Raw genomic sequence first — 19,170 nt, forward strand, 5'->3', positions numbered from 1 at the left:
AAATCCCTCATTTTAGTAAATGAGGATTTTTTATGTGTGTTATATTTGACGGTTCTTTCCAAAGTTATTGGATTTATAGTAAAAATTAATAGTAGACTTTATTTGCCTACTTTACTTAAATCTATCATTTTAATGATTCCAATAATAATACTTTAGACCTCAGTAGATCAAATTTATTTCTGCCATACATAATCCTTTTTATAGATTTTAGTTTATTAACACTTCCTTCTACTAAACCGTTATTATAACTATACTTTATGGCATTTTCTACGGCATCTTGGTCATTTTGTATACCATTAATGAAACTATCAATTTCCTGAATTTCAGATTCTCTTGCCCGTTTAATCCATTTACTTAAACTGTCTTCTGTATCTTCAAGTAACAAAAGTCTGAATTCTTTTAGTCTTTCAAAGAGTACTTTTATGTCTGGATATTTTTTGAAAAATTCATTCAATTGATTCTCCGTGATCCCTTTTACCTTTTCAAGTGGTTTATATAATAATTTATTGATCAAACGTTTGTCTAAAAATTCTGTAGGTTCTTTTGTAGACGAGGTGTCTTTAGCTAAACGCTTTTCTTTTGAGATAAAAAATCTCAATCCATCTACAGTTCCTGTGTATCCTTTTTCCCTTATATGTTCTGTAATCTTCTTATATGTTATCCCATTAGCACGCATATCAATAACTTCATCTCTAAATGGCATTAGTTTACCATTTCGGCCTGTTCCATATTGTCCGTGCACAGGATTGAATTCACCTTTGAGATAAGTATCAATGCTTGTAGTGCTATATCCTGTTTTCTTTGATATGTCTCTTTTTGTATACCCTTTATTCCATAATTCTAGCACCTTATTTCTTTTCTGTTCCACTTTCGAAATGGCGTTGATGTGCTCTTTTCCACGTACAGTTATTTTCTCTTTAGGTATATCTTCTTCCTTCATTTTTATATATTTAGCAACTGTTGTTGGTGAAACACCTAACTTATTTCCAATCGTATCATAGCTATTTCCTTCCTTTGCATATAAACGCCTGGCTTCAATAATTTTTTCTCTACGGCTTAAACCACAAAGATAATCATAACGTTTCTTTCCATCTTGTGATATGAGTGGTATTTCAATGCGACCTGTAATTATTCGTTTCATATACTTTGATATGGATTTCACTAAATTTTTAACTAAATGAAAACGATCACTTACCTGAGTGGCTTTAGGATGAGCGTCTGCAATAGCCGAGCGATAAGTTGTTGAGCCGTCACGTGAGACGAGTTTAATATTTGGAAACGTAGTAAGCCATTCCGTAACTTTCATACTATCTCTTGATTCTAATAAGTCTATAATACATTTAGTTTCAATATCTACCATAATTGTTCCATATGATTTTCTCTTTTTTATCGCAAAGTCATCTATACAGACATATTTAACTTCACTCTTGTTTATGACTAGAGTTTTTTTTTAGGTAATTACAAATTGAGCTTTTCTTGATTTCAACGGTCGTATCTGAAAGGTATTTTGCCGCCGATATAGAACTTTGAGTCAAAGAAACTCGTATAATTTCATCAATTAATCTTTTCGTTTTCTTGCCTTTTTGATCAATAAAACCAAAGCTTTCTGAAAATGTATACTTCTTACAATTTGGATTTGTACAGAACATATTTTTATTTTTTAGTGCAATAACAACTTTTTTCCCCTGTAATGGCAAGTCCTGAAAGCTTTTATTGTATCTAGAATGTACTTTTGTACTTTCCTCTCCGCATAGAGGACATGGGAGTGACTCCTTATTTGATTTTACATTAATGTATAAAGTATCATCAATTAACTCATGTGATATGTAATCAAGACTTTCGTCAAGCATTTTAATTATTTCGTCCATAAGGTACCTCCACTTTTGATACCTTTATTATAACATATTTTTACATAAAATTCCAATAACTTTGGAAAGAACCTATTTGACGCTTACTTTATTACTAATGATGTAAAAAAGTTAGAAACGTAAATTTACGATTCTAACTTTCTTTCTAAATAATAAAGAATTAGGCTGCTAATTAAGCAACCTCTTAAACTTTATAATAATGTATTTTTTCTATCTAACTTAACTTAAAAAGTAATTATTTTTAATCTAAGCTAACTTTTTTAATCAATTCATAACTAAAAAAATCGTAAATATATAATGAATCATCTACTTCAATTATTATAGGAAAAAAATCTATAAGACCACATATATTTTTATCTATATATGAGTTAGTTATATAATTAAGTCGATCTATTTTAAAATTATCAATAGATATAATTTCTTGATCAGAAAAATCAATCACTTTACAACCTATTGAGGTTGTATATAAAGTTGAGAAATCACCAGTAGAAAGATTTATTTTTATTAAAACCTGAGTATCGTCTATTGATTTTTTATAGAGTAGGTATATATTATTTTCAATCACTTTTGTAAGGAGTATTTGATCATTAAATTTATCAAATTTACTTGATAAGTTTGATACAAGCGTTACATTATTATCAGAATTTATTTTCACCAAATTTCCTTGTATAATAGCATAAACATCTTCACCTGAGGCAGCTAATGGTGTAAAATAATCAAAAAAGGGTGATTTATTTCTGTAAATTAGGTTATTATTACTATCTAATACTTGAAAATAAGTCTCGTTTATATTAGTTACATCAAATGATACAAGAAATTCATCATCTTTAAACATGCAAACTTCTCGATTTTCTATTTTCGATATTTCACAGTTAAATCGATCAATATTTTCTTCAGTATTTGCAATTTTAGTATAGGATGAGTGATTAAATAAGTATACCACATCATCTATAGTATGAATATAATTATAACGTTTAGTAGTGATTTTAGTTATCTGTTTATCTGAGAATGAATATAAATAGATTCCGTCATATCTTGTATAATAAAGTCCATTCTGATTTACAGACATGCTTAAATTTGATTTATACGTAGTTTTTCCAGTTGTGTAATATAATTGGTCTGCATTAATAATGTCTTTTTTATCACTACTATCTTTATTCATTTCATAAATCTTATCATGATCAAAATAATAGATTTTATCATTATAGACGGTAACTAAATTACCTGAATTTGAGGAACCTATATCATACTGAATATGATAAATTGGTGGTCTATTCATTAGATTTTTATAATTATATAGTTTCCATAATTTTACACTAAAAATTAGATATATAATAATAAAAATAATTGTGACAATAATATAAGTTTTCTTATTTAATTTCATCGTTCCAATAATATCAGAAATTACATAAATTAATAAAATGATGGAAAAATGATCCAAATACATAGTATACTTATTTGAAATAACAGTATCATATAATAATAAACTGATAATTGCTATACCAAATAAAATATCAAGGAAATAAGTAATTCTTTTTTCTTTTTTAGTTTTATCTTTACAATAACATAATTGTTTAATAATGATTATAAAAAAAATTAGTAACGGGATAAGAAAATAATATACCATATAACCCCTCCATATTATTTTTCATGTTTTAAAGTCATTGTAACACAAAACTCATTAAATATATAGAGATTTTTAATGATGTGTTCAGAGTTTTATTTTTAATTTTTTTGATTTTATTACCCTCTTCATCCATAGACATTAATTCTATGAATTATTAGCATGAAAAAGACTCATTAAAAAACTATCAAGTGATTACTATTTATTTTTAGACAGGTTTGTTTTGTAAATAATATGTTATAATTATTATATAAAAATGAAAGCAGGTTACATCATGTATAATATAACTATTTGGAATAATCAGATTATAATTGAAGGACTTGAAGGTGTTTTCTCGCCTAAAAACATAGATACAGGAACTAAAACGATGTTAGATCAAATAGAACTTAGTACTGAAGATAAAGTATTAGATTTAGGGTGTGGAACAGGAGTTGTAGGAATTGCTGTTGCGAAGAAAATAGGTGGCAATAGGGTAGTTATGACTGATATAGATCAAAAAGCCATAGCTTGTAGTAAAAGAAATATTGAGTTAAATAATCTTTCTAACATAAAGTTAATACTATCAAGTGGTTTTGAAAATATCAAAGAAACTGATTTTACACTAATATTGAGTAATCCTCCATATCACACTGATTTTTCTGTAGCGAAAGAATTTATTGAGTCAGGTAAGAAGCACTTACAGATAGGTGGGAAAATGGTATTGGTTGTTAAGCGGTTAGATTGGTATAAAAATAAACTGTCTAGTATATTTGGTGGAGTTAAAGTTATTGAAGAAAATGGATATTATGTACTGATATCTGAAAAAAGGGATGTAAAAAATAGAACAAAAAAGAAAACAAAACCTATAAAGAAAAAACATCTAAAAAAGATTAATTCGAGTAAAAAAAAGTAAAATAGTGGGGAGATTGAAAATGGATAATATTCAAAAGGTGATCTATGAGAATAAAGTTACTAAAGGATTTAATACAACAAATATTGAGTTAGAATTTTGTCTTATCCATGGTGAATTAGCAGAAGCTTTTGAAGCATATAAAAAAAAGATGCCTACTGTGAAGAATTAGCAGATGTCGCTATATATTTATATGGTCTATCTGAAATATTGGGCTATGACCTTAATGAGGAAATAAGAAAAAAAGTTGAAATAAATAAAAGTCGTGTATATGAGAATGTAAATGGAGTTACTGTTAGAAAAAAGTAAGTTATTAGATTTATAGAACTATAAAAAAACCAGCATGATGAATTGATGCTGGTTTTTATCATATTATTAAATAGATTTATAAAATAATAGTATTAGATTCCTTCTTCTAAGGTGGTGTTCATATTAGTCATCCATTTTCTTTTTGAGAAAAGAATTAATCCAACGCCCATTCTAAATAATTCTTCCAATGATACAAAGAAGTACACCCATTGGATAGGAAGATTTGTAAAAGTGTAAATAGCTATACCTACAGGGACACCAATACACCACATACCTATCATCTCTAGAACAAGTATAATCTTAGTATTACCTCCGCTTCTTAAGATACCACCAGCGATTATCATATTAGATACTTTAATCCACAGAATAATTGCGAATATATTAAGTATTTTTAATGCGAATTCTTTAGATTCAGGAGTTATTTTCATAAGGTCAATATAATAACGACCAAATAGTGCGACTATAATTCCAATAATAACTGAAAATATTATTCCAAGTGTAATAAAGTTCTTACCATATGAGTAGGCTTTATCATTCTTTCCTTCTCCAAGTAAATTACCAATCATTATACCAGAAGCTGCCCCTATCCCTGACATTAACCCAAAGGATAAGCCCTGAATAGGGAATGTGGCGATCATTGCCGCAGATTGTGCGCCACCTATATGACCATATATTCCTGAAAATACTGAATCACCAACTGCCCATAAGGTTTCATTAATAAGAAGGGGGAGCATGGTGATGGTAAATAATGATACTAACTTTTTATTAAATTTAAAAAAGTCTAGTATTTTTACGTTTAGTAAATTTTTTCGATGGAATATAGCTAATATAAGGATACATTCTATGAATCTACTAATTGTCGTAGCTATTGCAGCACCTTGTACACCCATTCCATTTATTCCAGCAAAACCAAAAATCAGAATATAATTTAAAAGGGTGTTCAAAATAACTGAAATAAACCCAGTAATCATCGGTGTTTTAGCGTCTCCACAACTTCTAAGAATTGCAGCAAATGAATTAACAATCACTACAGGAATTAGACTAAGAGAAATTATTCTCATGTAATCAGCGCCTAGGGGGATTGCGGCTGTATCTTTTGTATAAAGACCCATGATAAAATGTGGAAATAGAACTGATAATAGGATTGTTATTAGTGCTAAGATACTAGCATATGATAGTGTTATTCCTAACACATTCCCGATTTTCTTCTTATTTCCACCACCCCAGAATTGTGAGGCGTAGATAGACGTTGCTGAAGTTATACCTGCTAAACCCAGCAAAAAGATAAAAGATAATTTACTACCATAACCAATAGCGTTAATTGCAGTATCAGCAGTATCTCCAATTCGACCAACCATAACCTGATCAATCATACTTAGTGAAGTTTGAATAATACTTTGAATTGTAATCGGGATAGCAATATAGGATAGTTTTTTCATAAAGTGTTTATCTAGGTGTATCATCAGAAAAATTCTCCTTTTCCATTAGTGTATTTAATACAATATTTTTATCAAATAGATCTTCACCATATTTTTCTTTCAATTTCATAAGGTAGATATCATGATGGATGTGTTCAGAGATTATTTGGACTAATAGTTTGTTGTAACTGAAAGTTCCGATGTAATCCTCATCCATTCCTTTACTAGCAACTAACACCTCCTTATAATCAACTACTAACATTAATCTTGTGTTAGCACCACATTCACATACATTAATTCCATGACTATAAAATTCAATAGGAATTCCTGTAAAATCAAGAGCTGAGAAGGAAAACATGACAATTCTCACACCTCTTTTTAGGGCATCATGAATATCTTCTTTAAATAACTCTACATCAAAGTCAGTGTTCATATAAATCTCTTTAGTAGAATTTTTTATCATCTCACTCATGTGAGTTATGATGTTTTTCTTTCCTTTTATGTTCTTATATTCATCATTGATATTTTTCATTTGAATATTCTTAAGTTCATCGATGAGTTCATCTGCAGAATTATTAAAATCATTTTTAATATTCTCGATAAGATTTTTAGGATTTGAAGGGGAGTAAATTTTTGTATTCCCTGGAACTAAAGTAATTGCTCCTTTATGATAAAGCGTATCAAGTGCAGCATAGACAGAAGATCTTGAGAGACCTAATATTCTTCCTAACTGATATCCACTCATATCGCCATGTTTTAATAAAGATAGATATACTTTACTCTCTGTTTTAGTGAAATTCAATTTTTCTAGATTGGTAATTAGATTGTCCATTCTGTCCCTCCTTTCATCATTTGATAATATAGTAGTTCATAATGTACTACTATATTATCATAGGTAATTTTTTATGTCAACAAACATTTGAACGAATAAAAAACCGCCATGACGGTTGTCTTTATTACGAGTCATAGTGAAATCACAACGGGTTTTTTCTATAATTTGTACGTCATGGAGAATATATTCAAAAGATTTACTAGAATGATTCATATGAATTAATCAAAATAATATGGATAAAATAAAGTTAGATTATAAAAAAGGAGTAAATCATATGGGAATAATAGGAAATCTTAATAATCAAAATATGCAGGAATGTATTAATACATGTATGCAATGTCTTCAAGCTTGTGAGGAATGCTTAACTTTGTGTATATCTGAACCTAATAAAGATGAAAAAGAACAATGTATGACTATTCTTCGAGATTGTATTGATATTTGTGATATAGCAATTAAATACATGTCCAGGGGTAGTGTACACTCAAAACATATTTGTAAAGAATGTGCTGAAATCTGTGAGAAATGTGCCACAGAGTGTGAAAAAATGAGTGTTGATCATTGTCAAAAATGTGCAGATATTTGTAGAGCATGTGCAGAAATGTGTAAAAAAATGTTATAGGATATATAATAAAAAGAAGCAAAGAGTTAAAATATACCCTATAGTGTGGACACTTTGAAAAAGAAAGTGTTCCCTCTATAGGGTATTTTTGTATGTTATAATAATTTTAGTGTGTATTAAGGAGAAGAGGATATGAGCATTAATGTATTTAATGAAACAGAAATTGAACTAATAAAAAATAATCCAAATGTTAAGCGTGTGTCAAGTAAATCTATTACTTATACCCTTGAATTCAAGATTGACTTTATGCATGAATATAGAGGCGGAAAATTACCACGTCAAATATTTATTGAACATGGTTTTGATGTTGATATTATAGGGATGAAACGAATAGAACAATGTGCAACTAGATGGAAGAGACTTTATAATGACGGAGGCGTTGTTTCACTTGATGATTCCCGTAAAGATAATCGAGGAAGATATAAGCATGAAATTCAAACCGAAGAACAAGAGATTGAGAAATTAAAGGCTAAAATTGCTTTAATAGAAATGGAAAATGATATGTTAAAAAAGCTCGACGAAAGCGAAAGGAGGAATGGGAAAGAAATAAGAAAAAGTGATAAATTTGAGATGATCAAAAAGTCATCCATAAATCTAGAAGACCAGGAATACAAGATTATTTATGTAGTGTGGCAGAAGTATCAAGAAGTGGTTACTATAACTACCATTCAGAAAAATCAAAGAAGAATAGAATGAAAAAGGAACAAAATGATAAGAAAAGATTTAAACTCATCAAGGAAGTATTTGAGGTTGGAAAGAAAAAGTATGGTGCTAAACAAATTAAGATGCATTTAAAGGAAAACATGAATTTGAAGTCCATTAGAAGAATTATGAGTAAATATGGTCTAGTATGTAAAATACGTAGACAGGATCCTTATAAGCAGATGTTAAAAGCAGATCAAAACCATAGAGTACACAAGAATCATTTAAATAGAAACTTTGATCAGCAGTCTCCATATAAGGTGTTACTGACTGATATTACGTATATAAGGTATAATAATAGATTCGCATATTTATCTACCATATTAGATGGTAGTACGAAAGAATTAGTTGCTTATAAGGTATCAAATAATCTTAAAATTGACTTTGTATTGGATACAGTTAAAGAATTAGACAATATAAACTTACCCGAAAATGCCATTATACATTCGGACCAAGGAAGTCATTATACAAGTCCTAAATTCTCAAAAGAAGTGAGGTCAAGAAACTTACTTCAATCAATGTCTCGTAGAGGTAACTGTTGGGATAATGCACCTATAGAATCGTTCTTTGGCCATATGAAAGACTATATAGACTTTTCAGAATGTAAAACATTAAAAGATGTAGAACTAAAAATAGATGATTATATGTACTATTACAATCACCAAAGATATCAGTGGAAACTAAATAAGCTGACTCCTATTGAATTCAGGAATCAGCTTAAAGCAGCATAATATAATATATTCTTTTTTTCAATATGTCCTTGACATAGGGTACAGTTTAAGTTTTTGCTTCTTTTTATTATATACATTATATTAGTAATTCAATTTCTATGAACATCAAATATATTTTACATTTATACATAATTACTAAAAATTTATCCATATATTTCAATTATAAATTCACTTTTGTTCATTCATTACCTTTAATAAACATATATTAAATCAATCTCATGGTAGTTTCACAAGTGGGTTCTCCGCTATAAGTAGAGATTGTTTTTGTACTACTGAGTTCTCCATAGGTGATTGTTATAGTTCCCTTGATGTTTCTAGGCAGCCATAAATCTATAAATCCGTTATCTAAACTTTGATAGTCTTCATTCAAAATTATATTTCCATCATCATTTATGAATTCAATGTGAAATATCTCGTTTGCTAGTTCACCTTTACAACTTGTTGCACTGTGATATAAACATTTATGTGTAGAATTAATGTATGGTGCTACAGAAAGGTAAAATTCATCCTTAGGCATATCAACTGATATTTTGTCTTTACCAGATATCACTATTAACTCATCATCATACACCGATAAATTAAATCTGCTTGAATCAATACTTTTATCCGCAACAGACATCAGTATTTCTTTTCCGCTCATTCCAGCTAATCCTAATTCTTTTAGAGTGTATTCTTGTAAATTATTAGTACAACCTACTAATATTAGTAAACTTGGGAATAGCATAATTAATAATAATTTTTTCATAAGTTACCTCCAAATTAATTATGACAATATTTTAGCACATATGTCCATTCGAAAAATAATGATGATCTATTTCTTCCTTTTGGAAAAATCCCATCATGTTGTCCAAAAAATTAAACATTACCTCATCATTTTTAGATATTTCTTCAAGCGTTATTTGATATTCTGTTAATAATTCATCAATTTTTGCTTCTACAAGTAGTCTTTCTTCTATGGATAAGTTATCTAACATATGCTCTATAAATTGATCAAAATCTCTATCCATCATAGATAAGTTACTCATGTGAGAGGAATAATCACCTGACTCATTATTCCAGTTGTGATGGTTCGTGTGATAAGCGTTATAACCATTGTTAAATAACGCTTTTGCATCTAGATAACTTAGTCCAAAACCAAATCCAACACTTAGTAATAAAATTAAACCTAACTTATATAAATTCATTACTTTTCCTCCTTTAGGGCTGATTTTATATTTCTATACTCTTCAATAGATATTTCTCCAGAGGCTAATCTTTCATCAAGAGTAGAATATGAATTTCTTATTTTATTTGTATTAAATTCAAAATTACCAAATATAAGATAATAAACTAAAGCTACAAATATCACAAACCATATAATCATAAAATCACCTTCCTTTCATACATTTACCAATTATTTTTTAAGTTCTTTAGAGATTTCTTTGAACTCTTCAATACTAATCTCACCAGTTGATAGTCTTTTTTCCAAGATTTCAAGGGCTTTTCTTTCTTTTTTACTATAAGAACTTAATATTAACAAAATTATAATAGAAACTAATCCTAGCCAAATAAAGATATTATTTGGTAGATACCAATAATTAAATGTTTTTCTGTAATAATGATGATACATTATAGGCATTGTATTGAATCCACAAATAATGAATGATCCAATTAAATAACTCACTGAAACAAGTAAGATACAAAAGAATATAATTTTTTTTCCTTTCATTTTATCACCCAACTATATAATAAAATAAAAATATGTCAGAAATATGAACTTATATTATAATTTCAAACTTATTTTTATTACCAATAGATTCTGCTTTAATATCACCAGAAATAGAGTTTAAAATTAGTCTTGAAATATACAATCCTAATCCTTTACCATTTCTATTTGAAGCAGAAGTCCGTTTATTTCTAAATCCCTTGTCAAAAATTTTGATAAGGTTTGAACTAGAAATATGATTACCCTCATTTATAAATTCTATATGAATATTCTCGTCTTTATAGGTATTTATCTCGAGGATTGTATTAGGATAGGAATAGTAATAAGCATTAGATAAAATATTTTCGATTACTCTTGTAAAATCTCTTTTACTCCAATTTACTAAAAGATCAACTTCATTCTTATAGTTTATTTTTATCCCTTTCGAAGCAAATATAGAATCATACCTCTGTATTATTTCTTCTAATATATATGCGAGATTAATTTCTCTGAAGGATCGATTATAATTCTCATCTATTAAATCATTTATTAGATTACTAATATCATTTATAGCTTCAAGTACAGTTTGATGGTTTTTCTCGTAACTTTTTATATCTTCTACATTTTCAAGATAATTTAAAACGATTGTGAGAGGTGTCTTTATATCATGAGCAAGTCCCTTTATATTGATTTCTTTCTGTTCTTTTAGTAAATCTATTTTTTGTAAGTAGATTGATATGTCGTTGTATATTTCTTTAAACTCAGAATAGTGAAAGGAGATTTTTCGTGGAGATTCATTGTCAATAAGTGTCATGACTTTTTTTATGTCATGGTTAATATCTTCACTTGATTTATTACTATTTTTAATAAATAGAAATATCGCAAATATATAGATAATAAATAATGATAAATTCACATAAAGAAAGTTTCTATCGGCAAGGTTAACAGTTACACTATCTGTGTTATCGATGAATATATAATAAATTCCTTTATCAGAGGAAATTGAATACTTGTTTAAAAATTGATTGTTAATATCAGAGGAAAACAACATCACCATATCTTCATTATAGAATTCAACTTCAACTGCATGCGTATGAGAATAATGTTTCATGAACTCGATAACGACAGATGTTTCATTTTCATTAATTAAGTGAGTTGATAAAACGAGAAAAGCAGAATTCTCTTCCTTTATTTTATTAGTAATAAAGTTATGATTAATGATATAAAGAGAAATATTAATTACTATAAAAACAACAGTTAATAGAATTGATAAAATAGTAATATTTTTTCTTTTTGTTGTTTCTGAAAAACTAACCATCTAAATCACCTACTAGCATATAACCTAGACCGTAAACAGTTTTTATTAGTGTTTTATCATATACTTTCTTCACTTTTTGTCTTATATTTTTTATATGAGTGTCTACTACTCTGTCATACACATAAAGTTCGTTATTATACAAATAATCAAGAAATTGTTCTCTAGTAAGAACTTTATTCACTTCTTCAAAAAGAAGATTAACCATTAGGTATTCTACAGATGTGAGTTCAATATCAATTGAGTTAATGACTAATTTATTTTTACCAACTTCAAATTTAACTTCACCATTATTTAAAGATTTTACAGAATCCAGTGACCTTTTTTTATTAAAATAGTTTTCTAGTTTTATTAAAACTTCTTCTGAACTAAAGGGTTTAATTAAATAATCATCTGCTCCTATTCTTAATCCTTCAAGTTTTTCTTCTAATGATACTTTTGCTGAAATAATAATTATGTGAACATTTGACGTTTTCCTTACTTCAGTTATAAACTCTTCACCTGATTTAATAGGTAGCATTAAATCGGTTAAAATACAATCAATCGAGTTATTTTTAAAATCTTGTAACGCATCAAATGCATTAAAAGATGGGAAAACAGTATATCCTTTTTTTAAAAGTAATTCTGTTAATATATTATTAATTTCTTTGTTATCCTCTAGAACTAAAATATTCATAGTATCACCTTTTATTTTTTAGATATTATTTATTGCTTAAACAACTAAAATTTCAATTTAAGCGTTCATTTATAGCATTTGCGGTTTAATTGTTACTACTATGGTTATGTACTTTTTGTCATACAATGGTATTTCTATATCTTCTGTTTAAATAGGATATATTAAAATTGTGTAATAAATATGTTGATGATTTATTATTTACATACCGCTATAAGGAAAATGATTAAAATGTTAGCAAAATTTAAATTAGTTTCTTTAAAGATATGAAGGTTTATTTAGGACTTTCTAAAATAAGCCACAAAAAAATCGTCATAAAAATGACGATTTATCTTTATATATTTGCTTGGTTCATATTTTTTTAATTAATTCGTACTTATTATTTCAATTAAAATGTTGTTACTATCTAGAATCCCAACACTCTCTCCCAAAATATATTTTGTCTATCCACCAGTTACGATTGCGGCGAAATATTTGAAATAAATCATATTTTGATACTTCATTGTATTGAGTGGATCAAAACCTATAAGTTGGTCTACTGTGTATTTATTTAGTCCTTATGGTTAGTAACTCGTTTTATATTTGATGATATTTCATTTAAATAATTACTAATTATTTTAATGTCTATATTTTTTTCTTTCATTTTTAGTTCACTTGAAAATTTTACTTGGCTTGTGATTATTTCATAAATTGTTTTCTCTTCATTTCTGATATTATGAGTAAATGTTAGTTTGAGTTTTTCAGCTACTAGAATAGTTAACGCGCCAATACTATAAGAAACATGTCTGATTGGCAAATAATTTTCTAGAATACTTAAGTTCGTAATCATTTAATTTATAGAATCACTAAACTTTTCTTTAGAAAACTGTTCTAAGGATTTTAGTTCTATATAGTTTGCCATTCCCTCAACTGTCTCTATTTTTGTTTCATAAGTAAGCTCAAAAGCATATGATTTTGATCTATTCTTTCTACCAGTCATTTCTATAACTTCTTTTAAATTATAAATAATATCACCTCTAATTATTTTAATATAAGTTAAAGTAAACAACAATTAATATATGTCATGTTTGTTTTAGAATATTTTTATTAGGATGATTTCCATATTTTTTTGTGATTTTTTTAACAAAATAACTTGACTGATAAAATTTCTAAGGGTAGAATATAGTTGAATTAATATTGTGAAATATTTAACAAAGTAAATTATTATTTTAATTCAGTTTTATTATTTATGTACTACATACAATAAAGATAAGTTAGAAATTAATTGAAGCATTTGTCAATCTATTACATAATTGAAGGAGGAGTAGAATGGATTTTCGATTATCAGAGAAACATCTATTGATGCAAAAATTATTTAGGGAATTTGCGTTAAATGAAGTTAAACCATTAGCTAGTGAAGTAGATGAAAAAGAATATTTTCCTGTAGAAACAGTAAAAAAAATGATTAAAACTGGGATGCTAGGGATTCCATTTCCTAAAGAATATGGTGGAAGTGGCGGAGACAATTTATCCTATATTTTAGCTGTAGAAGAATTAAGTAAAGTTTGTGCTACGACAGGTGTTATTTTATCTGCTCATACTTCATTATGTTGTAGTCCCATCTATGAATTTGGGAATGAGGAACAAAAAGATAAGTTTTTAGTTCCACTTCTTAAAGGGGATAAATTAGGTGCATTTGGATTAACTGAACCGAATGCTGGTACTGATGCAGCTGAACAACAAACAATAGCTACCCTTGATGGGGATGATTATATATTAAATGGATCAAAAATATTTATCACAAACGCTGGTTATGCTGATATATATATCATCTTTGCGATGACTGATAAATCACAAGGAACACGTGGGATTTCAGCGTTTATCGTTGAGAAAGAACGTGATGGTTTTTCAATTGGTAAAAAAGAATTAAAACTTGGAATTAGAGGATCATCAACCTGTGAATTGATATTAAAAAATGTTAGAATTCCTATAGCTAACTTATTAGGAAAAGTTGGACAAGGATTTAAAATAGCGATGAAGACACTTGATGGAGGACGTATTGGAATTGCAGCACAAGCTCTTGGAATTGCACAAGGAGCAATTGATGAAACCATTCAATATGTAAAACAAAGAAAACAATTTGGAAGAGCACTTGCTAAATTTCAAAATACACAGTTTCAATTAGCCAATATGCAAACAGCAACTGATGCTGCTAGATTACTCGTTTATCGTGCTGCTTATTATAAAGACCAAAAACTACCCTTTAGTAAAGAAGCCGCTATGGCAAAACTATTTGCTTCTGAAACAGCGATGGAAGTTACCACAAAAGCAGTTCAATTACATGGTGGTTATGGTTATACACGAGAATATCCAGTAGAACGTATGATGAGAGATGCAAAAATAACAGAGATATATGAAGGTACATCTGAAGTTCAACGGATGGTCATCTCTGCTAATATGTTGAAATAAAGGGGGAATAAAGTATGCGTATAGTGGTATTAGTTAAACAAGTTCCGGATACAACAGAAATGAATGTTGATAAAGAAACAGGGACGTTAATACGTTCTGGTGTACCGAGTATTATAAATCCTGATGATTTAGCAGGTGTTGAAGAAGCACTTAAAATAAAAAATCATTATGGAGCTCATGTCACCGTTATGACAATGGGACCAAGTCAGTCTGAAGGGATGTTAAGAGAATTATTAGCTCGTGGGGTTGATGAAGTCATTTTAGTAAGTGATCGTAAATTTGCTGGTGCTGATACTTGGGCAACATCAAATACTTTATCAAAAGCATTAAAAACAATTGATTATGATTTAATTATTGCTGGTAGACAAGCAATTGATGGTGATACAGCTCAGGTAGGACCACAAACAGCTGAAAGATTACAACTACCTCAAGTAACCTATGTTAGTGAAATCTTAGAAGTAAGAGAAAATCATATTGTGGTCAAAAAAGCATTAGAAGATTGTTATCAAATACTAAAGGTTCAATTACCATGTCTAATTACGACATTAAGTGGAATGAATAAACCACGTTATATGACTTGTCAAGGGATATGGGATTGCTTCAATCAGGAAATTAAGACTTTAACATTTGATGATTTAAGTTTATCTATAGGAGAAGTTGGGTTAAAAGGATCACCAACTAAAGTGAAAAAAACTTTCACAAAAGATGTAACTAATGTGACTGAGAAACACAATTTATCTTCAGATGATGCCGCAAAGTTTATAACGAACATATTAAAAGAAAAACAAATTGTAGGTTAGGAGATAAAAGGTATGAATTTTGATGAATATAAAGATATTTATGTATTTGTTGAACAAAGAGATGGTAAAATATGGGATGTTAGCTATGAATTAATTGGAGAAGCAAGAAAGTTAGTCAATCAAATACATCATGTAGATTATAAAGTTGTTGCGATTTTAATGGGTAATGAAATAAAAGATAAAGCACAGGAATTAATCTATTATGGTGCTGATAAAGTGATTGTTACTGAATCATATGAATTAATAGAGTACCACACAGAAAATTTTGCCCTTGTTTTAGAACATATTATCAAACAGTTTAAACCAGATGCATTATTAATTGGTGCAACTGTTATGGGAAGAGACTTAGCACCACGTGTTGCTGCTCGTGTCAATACAGGATTAACAGCTGACGCTACAATTTTAGAGATTGATAAAGAACAAGAGAATTCTACATTATTATGGGTAACAAGACCTGCTTTTGGAGGAAACTTATTCGGTACGATTATTTGCCCTAATCATCGTCCGCAAATGGCAACGATTAGACCAAATGTATTCGATATTCCTAAAAGAGATAAATCAAGAACCGGTGAAATTATAGAATTTCCAGTAGAGGTTCCAAGTGATTCAAAAGTAAAAATAATGAAAGTTATTGAAAAAGTTGAAGAAGGTATTGACATTTCTAAGGCAGATATTATTATTTCTGATGGACGTGGCGTTGGTAATCGATTTGATATTCTAAAAGAAGTAGCTAATGAAATCGGTGGAGTTGTTGGTGCCTCACGGGCAGCTGTTGATGAAGGATATGCTACAAAAGACATGCAAGTCGGTCAAACAGGTAAAACAGTAAAACCACGCTTATACATTGCTTGTGGTATATCAGGAGCAGTACAACATGTAGCGGGAATGGACAAATCTGACTTTATTATAGCGATTAATAAAGACCCTGAGGCAGCTATCTTTAATTGTGCTAATGTCGGTATTGTAGGAGATGCTTTGGCTATCTTACCATTGTTAAAAGATGAAATAAAAAATTTAAGATAAAACTAATAAAAGGCATATCTAAATTAACATTAGATAGCCTTTTTTTATTGATAATATTATTTAATTAATATAAGCATCTATAAATTTTACTAATACTTTAATCATTTGTCCATATTTTAGTTTGTTGAATAAATATATTATCTTCAAAACTTAATTGATAAATATCTGGCATCTTTAACTGTTTCCAAAATTCTAGACCTATCTTATTATTAAAATAATTCATAATTAAAACCATGATATTTCCATGGGTTCCAATGACAATATTTTTTCCTTGATAGTTATTAAGTATTGTATTTAATGCAATAATCCCTCTTTTTTGAGCGATTAAATTAGATTCTCCTAATGGAAAACTAAAAGATGAATCGGTCCATACTTGTTTTAATGCCTCCATAAAGTCAATATCTTTTAGTTCACCTAATTTACGTTCTCTAAATCCTTCAACAATTTCAATTTCTTTATTTATTGTTAATGCTAAATTCTCAATCGTTTGAATGGCACGTTTATAAGGACTAGAAATAATCTTATGAATATTATGATTAATTAGTAAATTAGTTACTTTAGAAACCATTTGATGACCAATATTCGAAAGTGGTCTTCCTAATTCATCTTCAGAATAAATTGAATGTGCATGTCTAACTAAATAGATGTTTGTCTTCAAATTTTACCTCACAATAATTTTCAATAACTGTCTTAATATATCTAATCTTTTATTTATTTTTTTCTTATGATCAATCATAAGTACTCCAAGAATTCGTATTAAAGCAACATGTAATAATATAATCAAAAATATATCTTCTAAATCAGAATATTCTTTATAATAATGAAAATAATTTAATAAATCAATTTTTTGGATGTTATGGTTATCCCATAAGTAGTTCCAATAGATAAAATGACCCAAAGAATATAATTCATGATTGTAATCAGGTGTAAAATCAATGATGGATATTACTTCATCTTGATTAAAAATAAAATTATCTGGTCCTAAGTCAGAATGTATTAATTGTTTTGGAAGGTTTTTTAATACGTATTTGTATTGTGATAAAATATCTATTCCTTTATGGATGTCCTTATCATTTGTTATTGGTGTTAATTCATTAATTAAGTAATCAATTGAACGCATCTTATCCCAATGATTTTCAAGTGGTAATTCATCTTCTACAAAAGGAACAGTTTTAAGTATTTGATGATATTTTTTCATGTATAAAAGTGCATTCTTTTCCTGAATAGGATTAAATTGATGATAGGTATAACCAGGAATGTAGGTATACAAAACAAAATCATTAACTGTTAGTAGATTTTTATTTGATCTAATAACCTTGCACTGATTGATTCCTTGTTTATTTAGTATGGGTTCAACTTTCTCATAGATATTAATAATACTCTTTCGATTATTCAATTTTCCAATATATTGATTTTTAAAAGTTTTTATTAAGTAGGTACTCCCACTTCCTGATTCAACTTTTTCAATTCTAAGTGGATGAAGTGTATAATCCTTTTTTATAATTGTCTCTATTTTATTCATTAATTTATTTTCTTCAAATAATATAAACGTTCTGTCATAACACCATGATTAACTTTGACAACTTTTTCAATCACAAAAAGATTATCAAGTAAGGTTTTTAATAATTCATCACTAATATTCCATAAATATAGTCCCTCTGAATCTACATAAAAATCTGACGTAATTTCTTTTAACTGATTTTCTTCACATTCTACTTTCGTTAGATAAGGGTTCAATTTTAATAGAACATAGCCATTATCATCAATGATTCGATGTATTTCATGAATTAAACTTGTACCATCTTTAATTGTCATATTGTCTAGTATATTAAACAAAATAGCGCCAGAACAAGACTTATTGTCTTCTTCTTTTAAGACTTCTATTCCACCTGTTTTTGAAGTGACACGATTTTGCAGTTGATAGGTACTTGCTACTTTTTCTACTACTTTTATCGCATTTTGACTAATATCCATAGCACAAACATCATTAGTTCCAAGCATCAAACATCTTAACAACATTTTTCCATGTCCACACCCATAATCAATAATTGATGAACAATTCTTCCCCATAAATTGTAAAGCTTCCTCAATCACCTTAATCTTAATTGGATCATTAGGATTAAAAGTCATTTTTTCATGAAATATCTGATTCCAAAATTGTATAGTTTCATTGTACTCTTCCATAATTCTCCTCCTAAATTTTTAATATCTTAATTATACCGTATTTATCTGGTA

General features: G+C 28.3%; 23 protein-coding genes and 1 pseudogene. 8 read left to right on the plus strand and 16 right to left on the minus strand.

The genetic code is table 11. The annotated features are described in order from the left end of the window. Positions 1-124: 124 nt before the first annotated feature. The 3 genes from KHQ81_04955 to KHQ81_04965 form a co-directional block, all read right to left on the minus strand. Complete coding sequence (locus KHQ81_04955) at positions 125-1,435, minus strand: ISL3 family transposase (GenBank protein QVK19555.1); 1,311 nt, start codon at positions 1,433-1,435, stop codon at positions 125-127. Continuing rightward, a complete protein-coding gene (locus tag KHQ81_04960) occupies positions 1,422-1,868 on the minus strand; it encodes a transposase family protein (GenBank protein QVK19057.1) in 447 nt (148 codons plus the stop codon). The genes KHQ81_04955 and KHQ81_04960 overlap by 14 nt, the downstream gene beginning before the upstream one ends. A 241-nt stretch (positions 1,869-2,109) precedes the next feature. Next, positions 2,110-3,495: a hypothetical protein gene (locus KHQ81_04965; protein ID QVK19058.1), complete on the minus strand. Its 1,386-nt coding sequence runs from the start codon at positions 3,493-3,495 to the stop codon at positions 2,110-2,112. A 253-nt stretch (positions 3,496-3,748) separates the two neighbouring features. Between KHQ81_04965 and KHQ81_04970 the strand changes: the two genes are divergently transcribed. Both KHQ81_04970 and KHQ81_04975 read left to right on the plus strand, forming a co-directional pair. After that, positions 3,749-4,384, plus strand: coding sequence for a class I SAM-dependent methyltransferase (locus tag KHQ81_04970; GenBank protein ID QVK19059.1), 636 nt, complete (start codon positions 3,749-3,751; stop codon positions 4,382-4,384). A 13-nt stretch (positions 4,385-4,397) separates the two neighbouring features. Continuing rightward, positions 4,398-4,690 (plus strand): annotated as a pseudogene (locus tag KHQ81_04975) (hypothetical protein). 92 nt (positions 4,691-4,782) lie between these two features. Here the strand turns inward: KHQ81_04975 and KHQ81_04980 are convergent. Beyond that, the gene (locus KHQ81_04980; protein ID QVK19060.1) at positions 4,783-6,153 is read right to left on the minus strand and encodes an MATE family efflux transporter; all 1,371 of its coding nucleotides are present in this window, start codon (positions 6,151-6,153) and stop codon (positions 4,783-4,785) included. Then, positions 6,137-6,940 carry a TrmB family transcriptional regulator gene (locus KHQ81_04985; protein ID QVK19061.1) on the minus strand — a complete coding sequence of 268 codons (804 nt, stop codon included), beginning with the start codon at positions 6,938-6,940 and terminating at the stop codon, positions 6,137-6,139. Before KHQ81_04985 ends, KHQ81_04980 begins: the two co-directional genes overlap by 17 nt. Before the next feature lie 274 nt (positions 6,941-7,214). Between KHQ81_04985 and KHQ81_04990 the strand changes: the two genes are divergently transcribed. The 3 genes from KHQ81_04990 (at position 7,215) to KHQ81_05000 (ending at position 8,992) form a co-directional block, all read left to right on the plus strand. Continuing rightward, a complete protein-coding gene (locus tag KHQ81_04990) occupies positions 7,215-7,559 on the plus strand; it encodes a four-helix bundle copper-binding protein (GenBank protein QVK19062.1) in 345 nt (114 codons plus the stop codon). A gap of 132 nt (positions 7,560-7,691) precedes the next feature. After that, complete coding sequence (locus KHQ81_04995) at positions 7,692-8,255, plus strand: hypothetical protein (GenBank protein QVK19063.1); 564 nt, start codon at positions 7,692-7,694, stop codon at positions 8,253-8,255. After that, complete coding sequence (locus KHQ81_05000; protein QVK19064.1) at positions 8,189-8,992, plus strand: IS3 family transposase; 804 nt, start codon at positions 8,189-8,191, stop codon at positions 8,990-8,992. Before KHQ81_04995 ends, KHQ81_05000 begins: the two co-directional genes overlap by 67 nt. Positions 8,993-9,197: 205 nt before the next feature. Here KHQ81_05000 and KHQ81_05005 read toward each other — a convergent pair whose 3' ends face one another. The 8 genes from KHQ81_05005 to KHQ81_05040 form a co-directional block, all read right to left on the minus strand. Beyond that, the gene (locus tag KHQ81_05005; GenBank protein QVK19065.1) at positions 9,198-9,737 is read right to left on the minus strand and encodes a CueP family metal-binding protein; all 540 of its coding nucleotides are present in this window, start codon (positions 9,735-9,737) and stop codon (positions 9,198-9,200) included. Between the two features lie 31 nt (positions 9,738-9,768). Continuing rightward, positions 9,769-10,176, minus strand: coding sequence for a hypothetical protein (locus KHQ81_05010; GenBank protein ID QVK19066.1), 408 nt, complete (start codon positions 10,174-10,176; stop codon positions 9,769-9,771). Next, positions 10,176-10,355 carry a hypothetical protein gene (locus tag KHQ81_05015; GenBank protein QVK19067.1) on the minus strand — a complete coding sequence of 60 codons (180 nt, stop codon included), beginning with the start codon at positions 10,353-10,355 and terminating at the stop codon, positions 10,176-10,178. Before KHQ81_05015 ends, KHQ81_05010 begins: the two co-directional genes overlap by 1 nt. Positions 10,356-10,385: 30 nt before the next feature. Further along, positions 10,386-10,700, minus strand: coding sequence for a hypothetical protein (locus KHQ81_05020; GenBank protein ID QVK19068.1), 315 nt, complete (start codon positions 10,698-10,700; stop codon positions 10,386-10,388). Between the two features lie 49 nt (positions 10,701-10,749). Next, positions 10,750-11,994 (minus strand): HAMP domain-containing histidine kinase, encoded by a 1,245-nt coding sequence (locus tag KHQ81_05025; protein ID QVK19069.1) that lies wholly within the window; start codon positions 11,992-11,994, stop codon positions 10,750-10,752. Continuing rightward, the gene (locus tag KHQ81_05030; GenBank protein QVK19070.1) at positions 11,987-12,667 is read right to left on the minus strand and encodes a response regulator transcription factor; all 681 of its coding nucleotides are present in this window, start codon (positions 12,665-12,667) and stop codon (positions 11,987-11,989) included. The genes KHQ81_05025 and KHQ81_05030 overlap by 8 nt, the downstream gene beginning before the upstream one ends. Positions 12,668-13,214: 547 nt before the next feature. Beyond that, entirely contained in the window at positions 13,215-13,493 is a 279-nt protein-coding gene (locus tag KHQ81_05035) for a hypothetical protein (GenBank protein ID QVK19071.1), read from the minus strand. After that, positions 13,494-13,643 (minus strand): hypothetical protein, encoded by a 150-nt coding sequence (locus tag KHQ81_05040; protein QVK19072.1) that lies wholly within the window; start codon positions 13,641-13,643, stop codon positions 13,494-13,496. Positions 13,644-13,972: 329 nt separating this feature from the next. On the opposite strand from KHQ81_05040, the gene KHQ81_05045 reads away from it, so the two are divergent. From KHQ81_05045 to KHQ81_05055, 3 genes are read left to right on the plus strand one after another with little or no spacing between them, the layout of a single operon-like run. Continuing rightward, entirely contained in the window at positions 13,973-15,112 is a 1,140-nt protein-coding gene (locus KHQ81_05045) for an acyl-CoA dehydrogenase (GenBank protein ID QVK19073.1), read from the plus strand. A 14-nt stretch (positions 15,113-15,126) separates the two neighbouring features. Next, positions 15,127-15,912 (plus strand): electron transfer flavoprotein subunit beta/FixA family protein, encoded by a 786-nt coding sequence (locus KHQ81_05050; protein QVK19074.1) that lies wholly within the window; start codon positions 15,127-15,129, stop codon positions 15,910-15,912. Positions 15,913-15,924: 12 nt separating this feature from the next. Next, a complete protein-coding gene (locus KHQ81_05055) occupies positions 15,925-16,935 on the plus strand; it encodes an electron transfer flavoprotein subunit alpha/FixB family protein (GenBank protein ID QVK19075.1) in 1,011 nt (336 codons plus the stop codon). A 97-nt stretch (positions 16,936-17,032) separates the two neighbouring features. On the opposite strand, the gene KHQ81_05060 is transcribed toward KHQ81_05055, so the two are convergent. The 3 genes from KHQ81_05060 to KHQ81_05070 are packed head-to-tail and all read right to left on the minus strand — an operon-like array spanning position 17,033 to position 19,119. Next, complete coding sequence (locus KHQ81_05060; GenBank protein QVK19076.1) at positions 17,033-17,593, minus strand: histidine phosphatase family protein; 561 nt, start codon at positions 17,591-17,593, stop codon at positions 17,033-17,035. 3 nt (positions 17,594-17,596) lie between these two features. After that, on the minus strand, positions 17,597-18,457 hold the full coding sequence (locus tag KHQ81_05065) for a phosphotransferase (GenBank protein QVK19077.1): 861 nt from the start codon (positions 18,455-18,457) through the stop codon (positions 17,597-17,599). Continuing rightward, positions 18,457-19,119 (minus strand): class I SAM-dependent methyltransferase, encoded by a 663-nt coding sequence (locus KHQ81_05070; protein ID QVK19078.1) that lies wholly within the window; start codon positions 19,117-19,119, stop codon positions 18,457-18,459. Before KHQ81_05070 ends, KHQ81_05065 begins: the two co-directional genes overlap by 1 nt. Positions 19,120-19,170 lie beyond the last annotated feature (51 nt).

Source organism: Mycoplasmatota bacterium (genome assembly GCA_018394295.1).
GTDB lineage: Bacteria > Bacillota_I > Bacilli_A > Haloplasmatales > Haloplasmataceae > JAENYC01.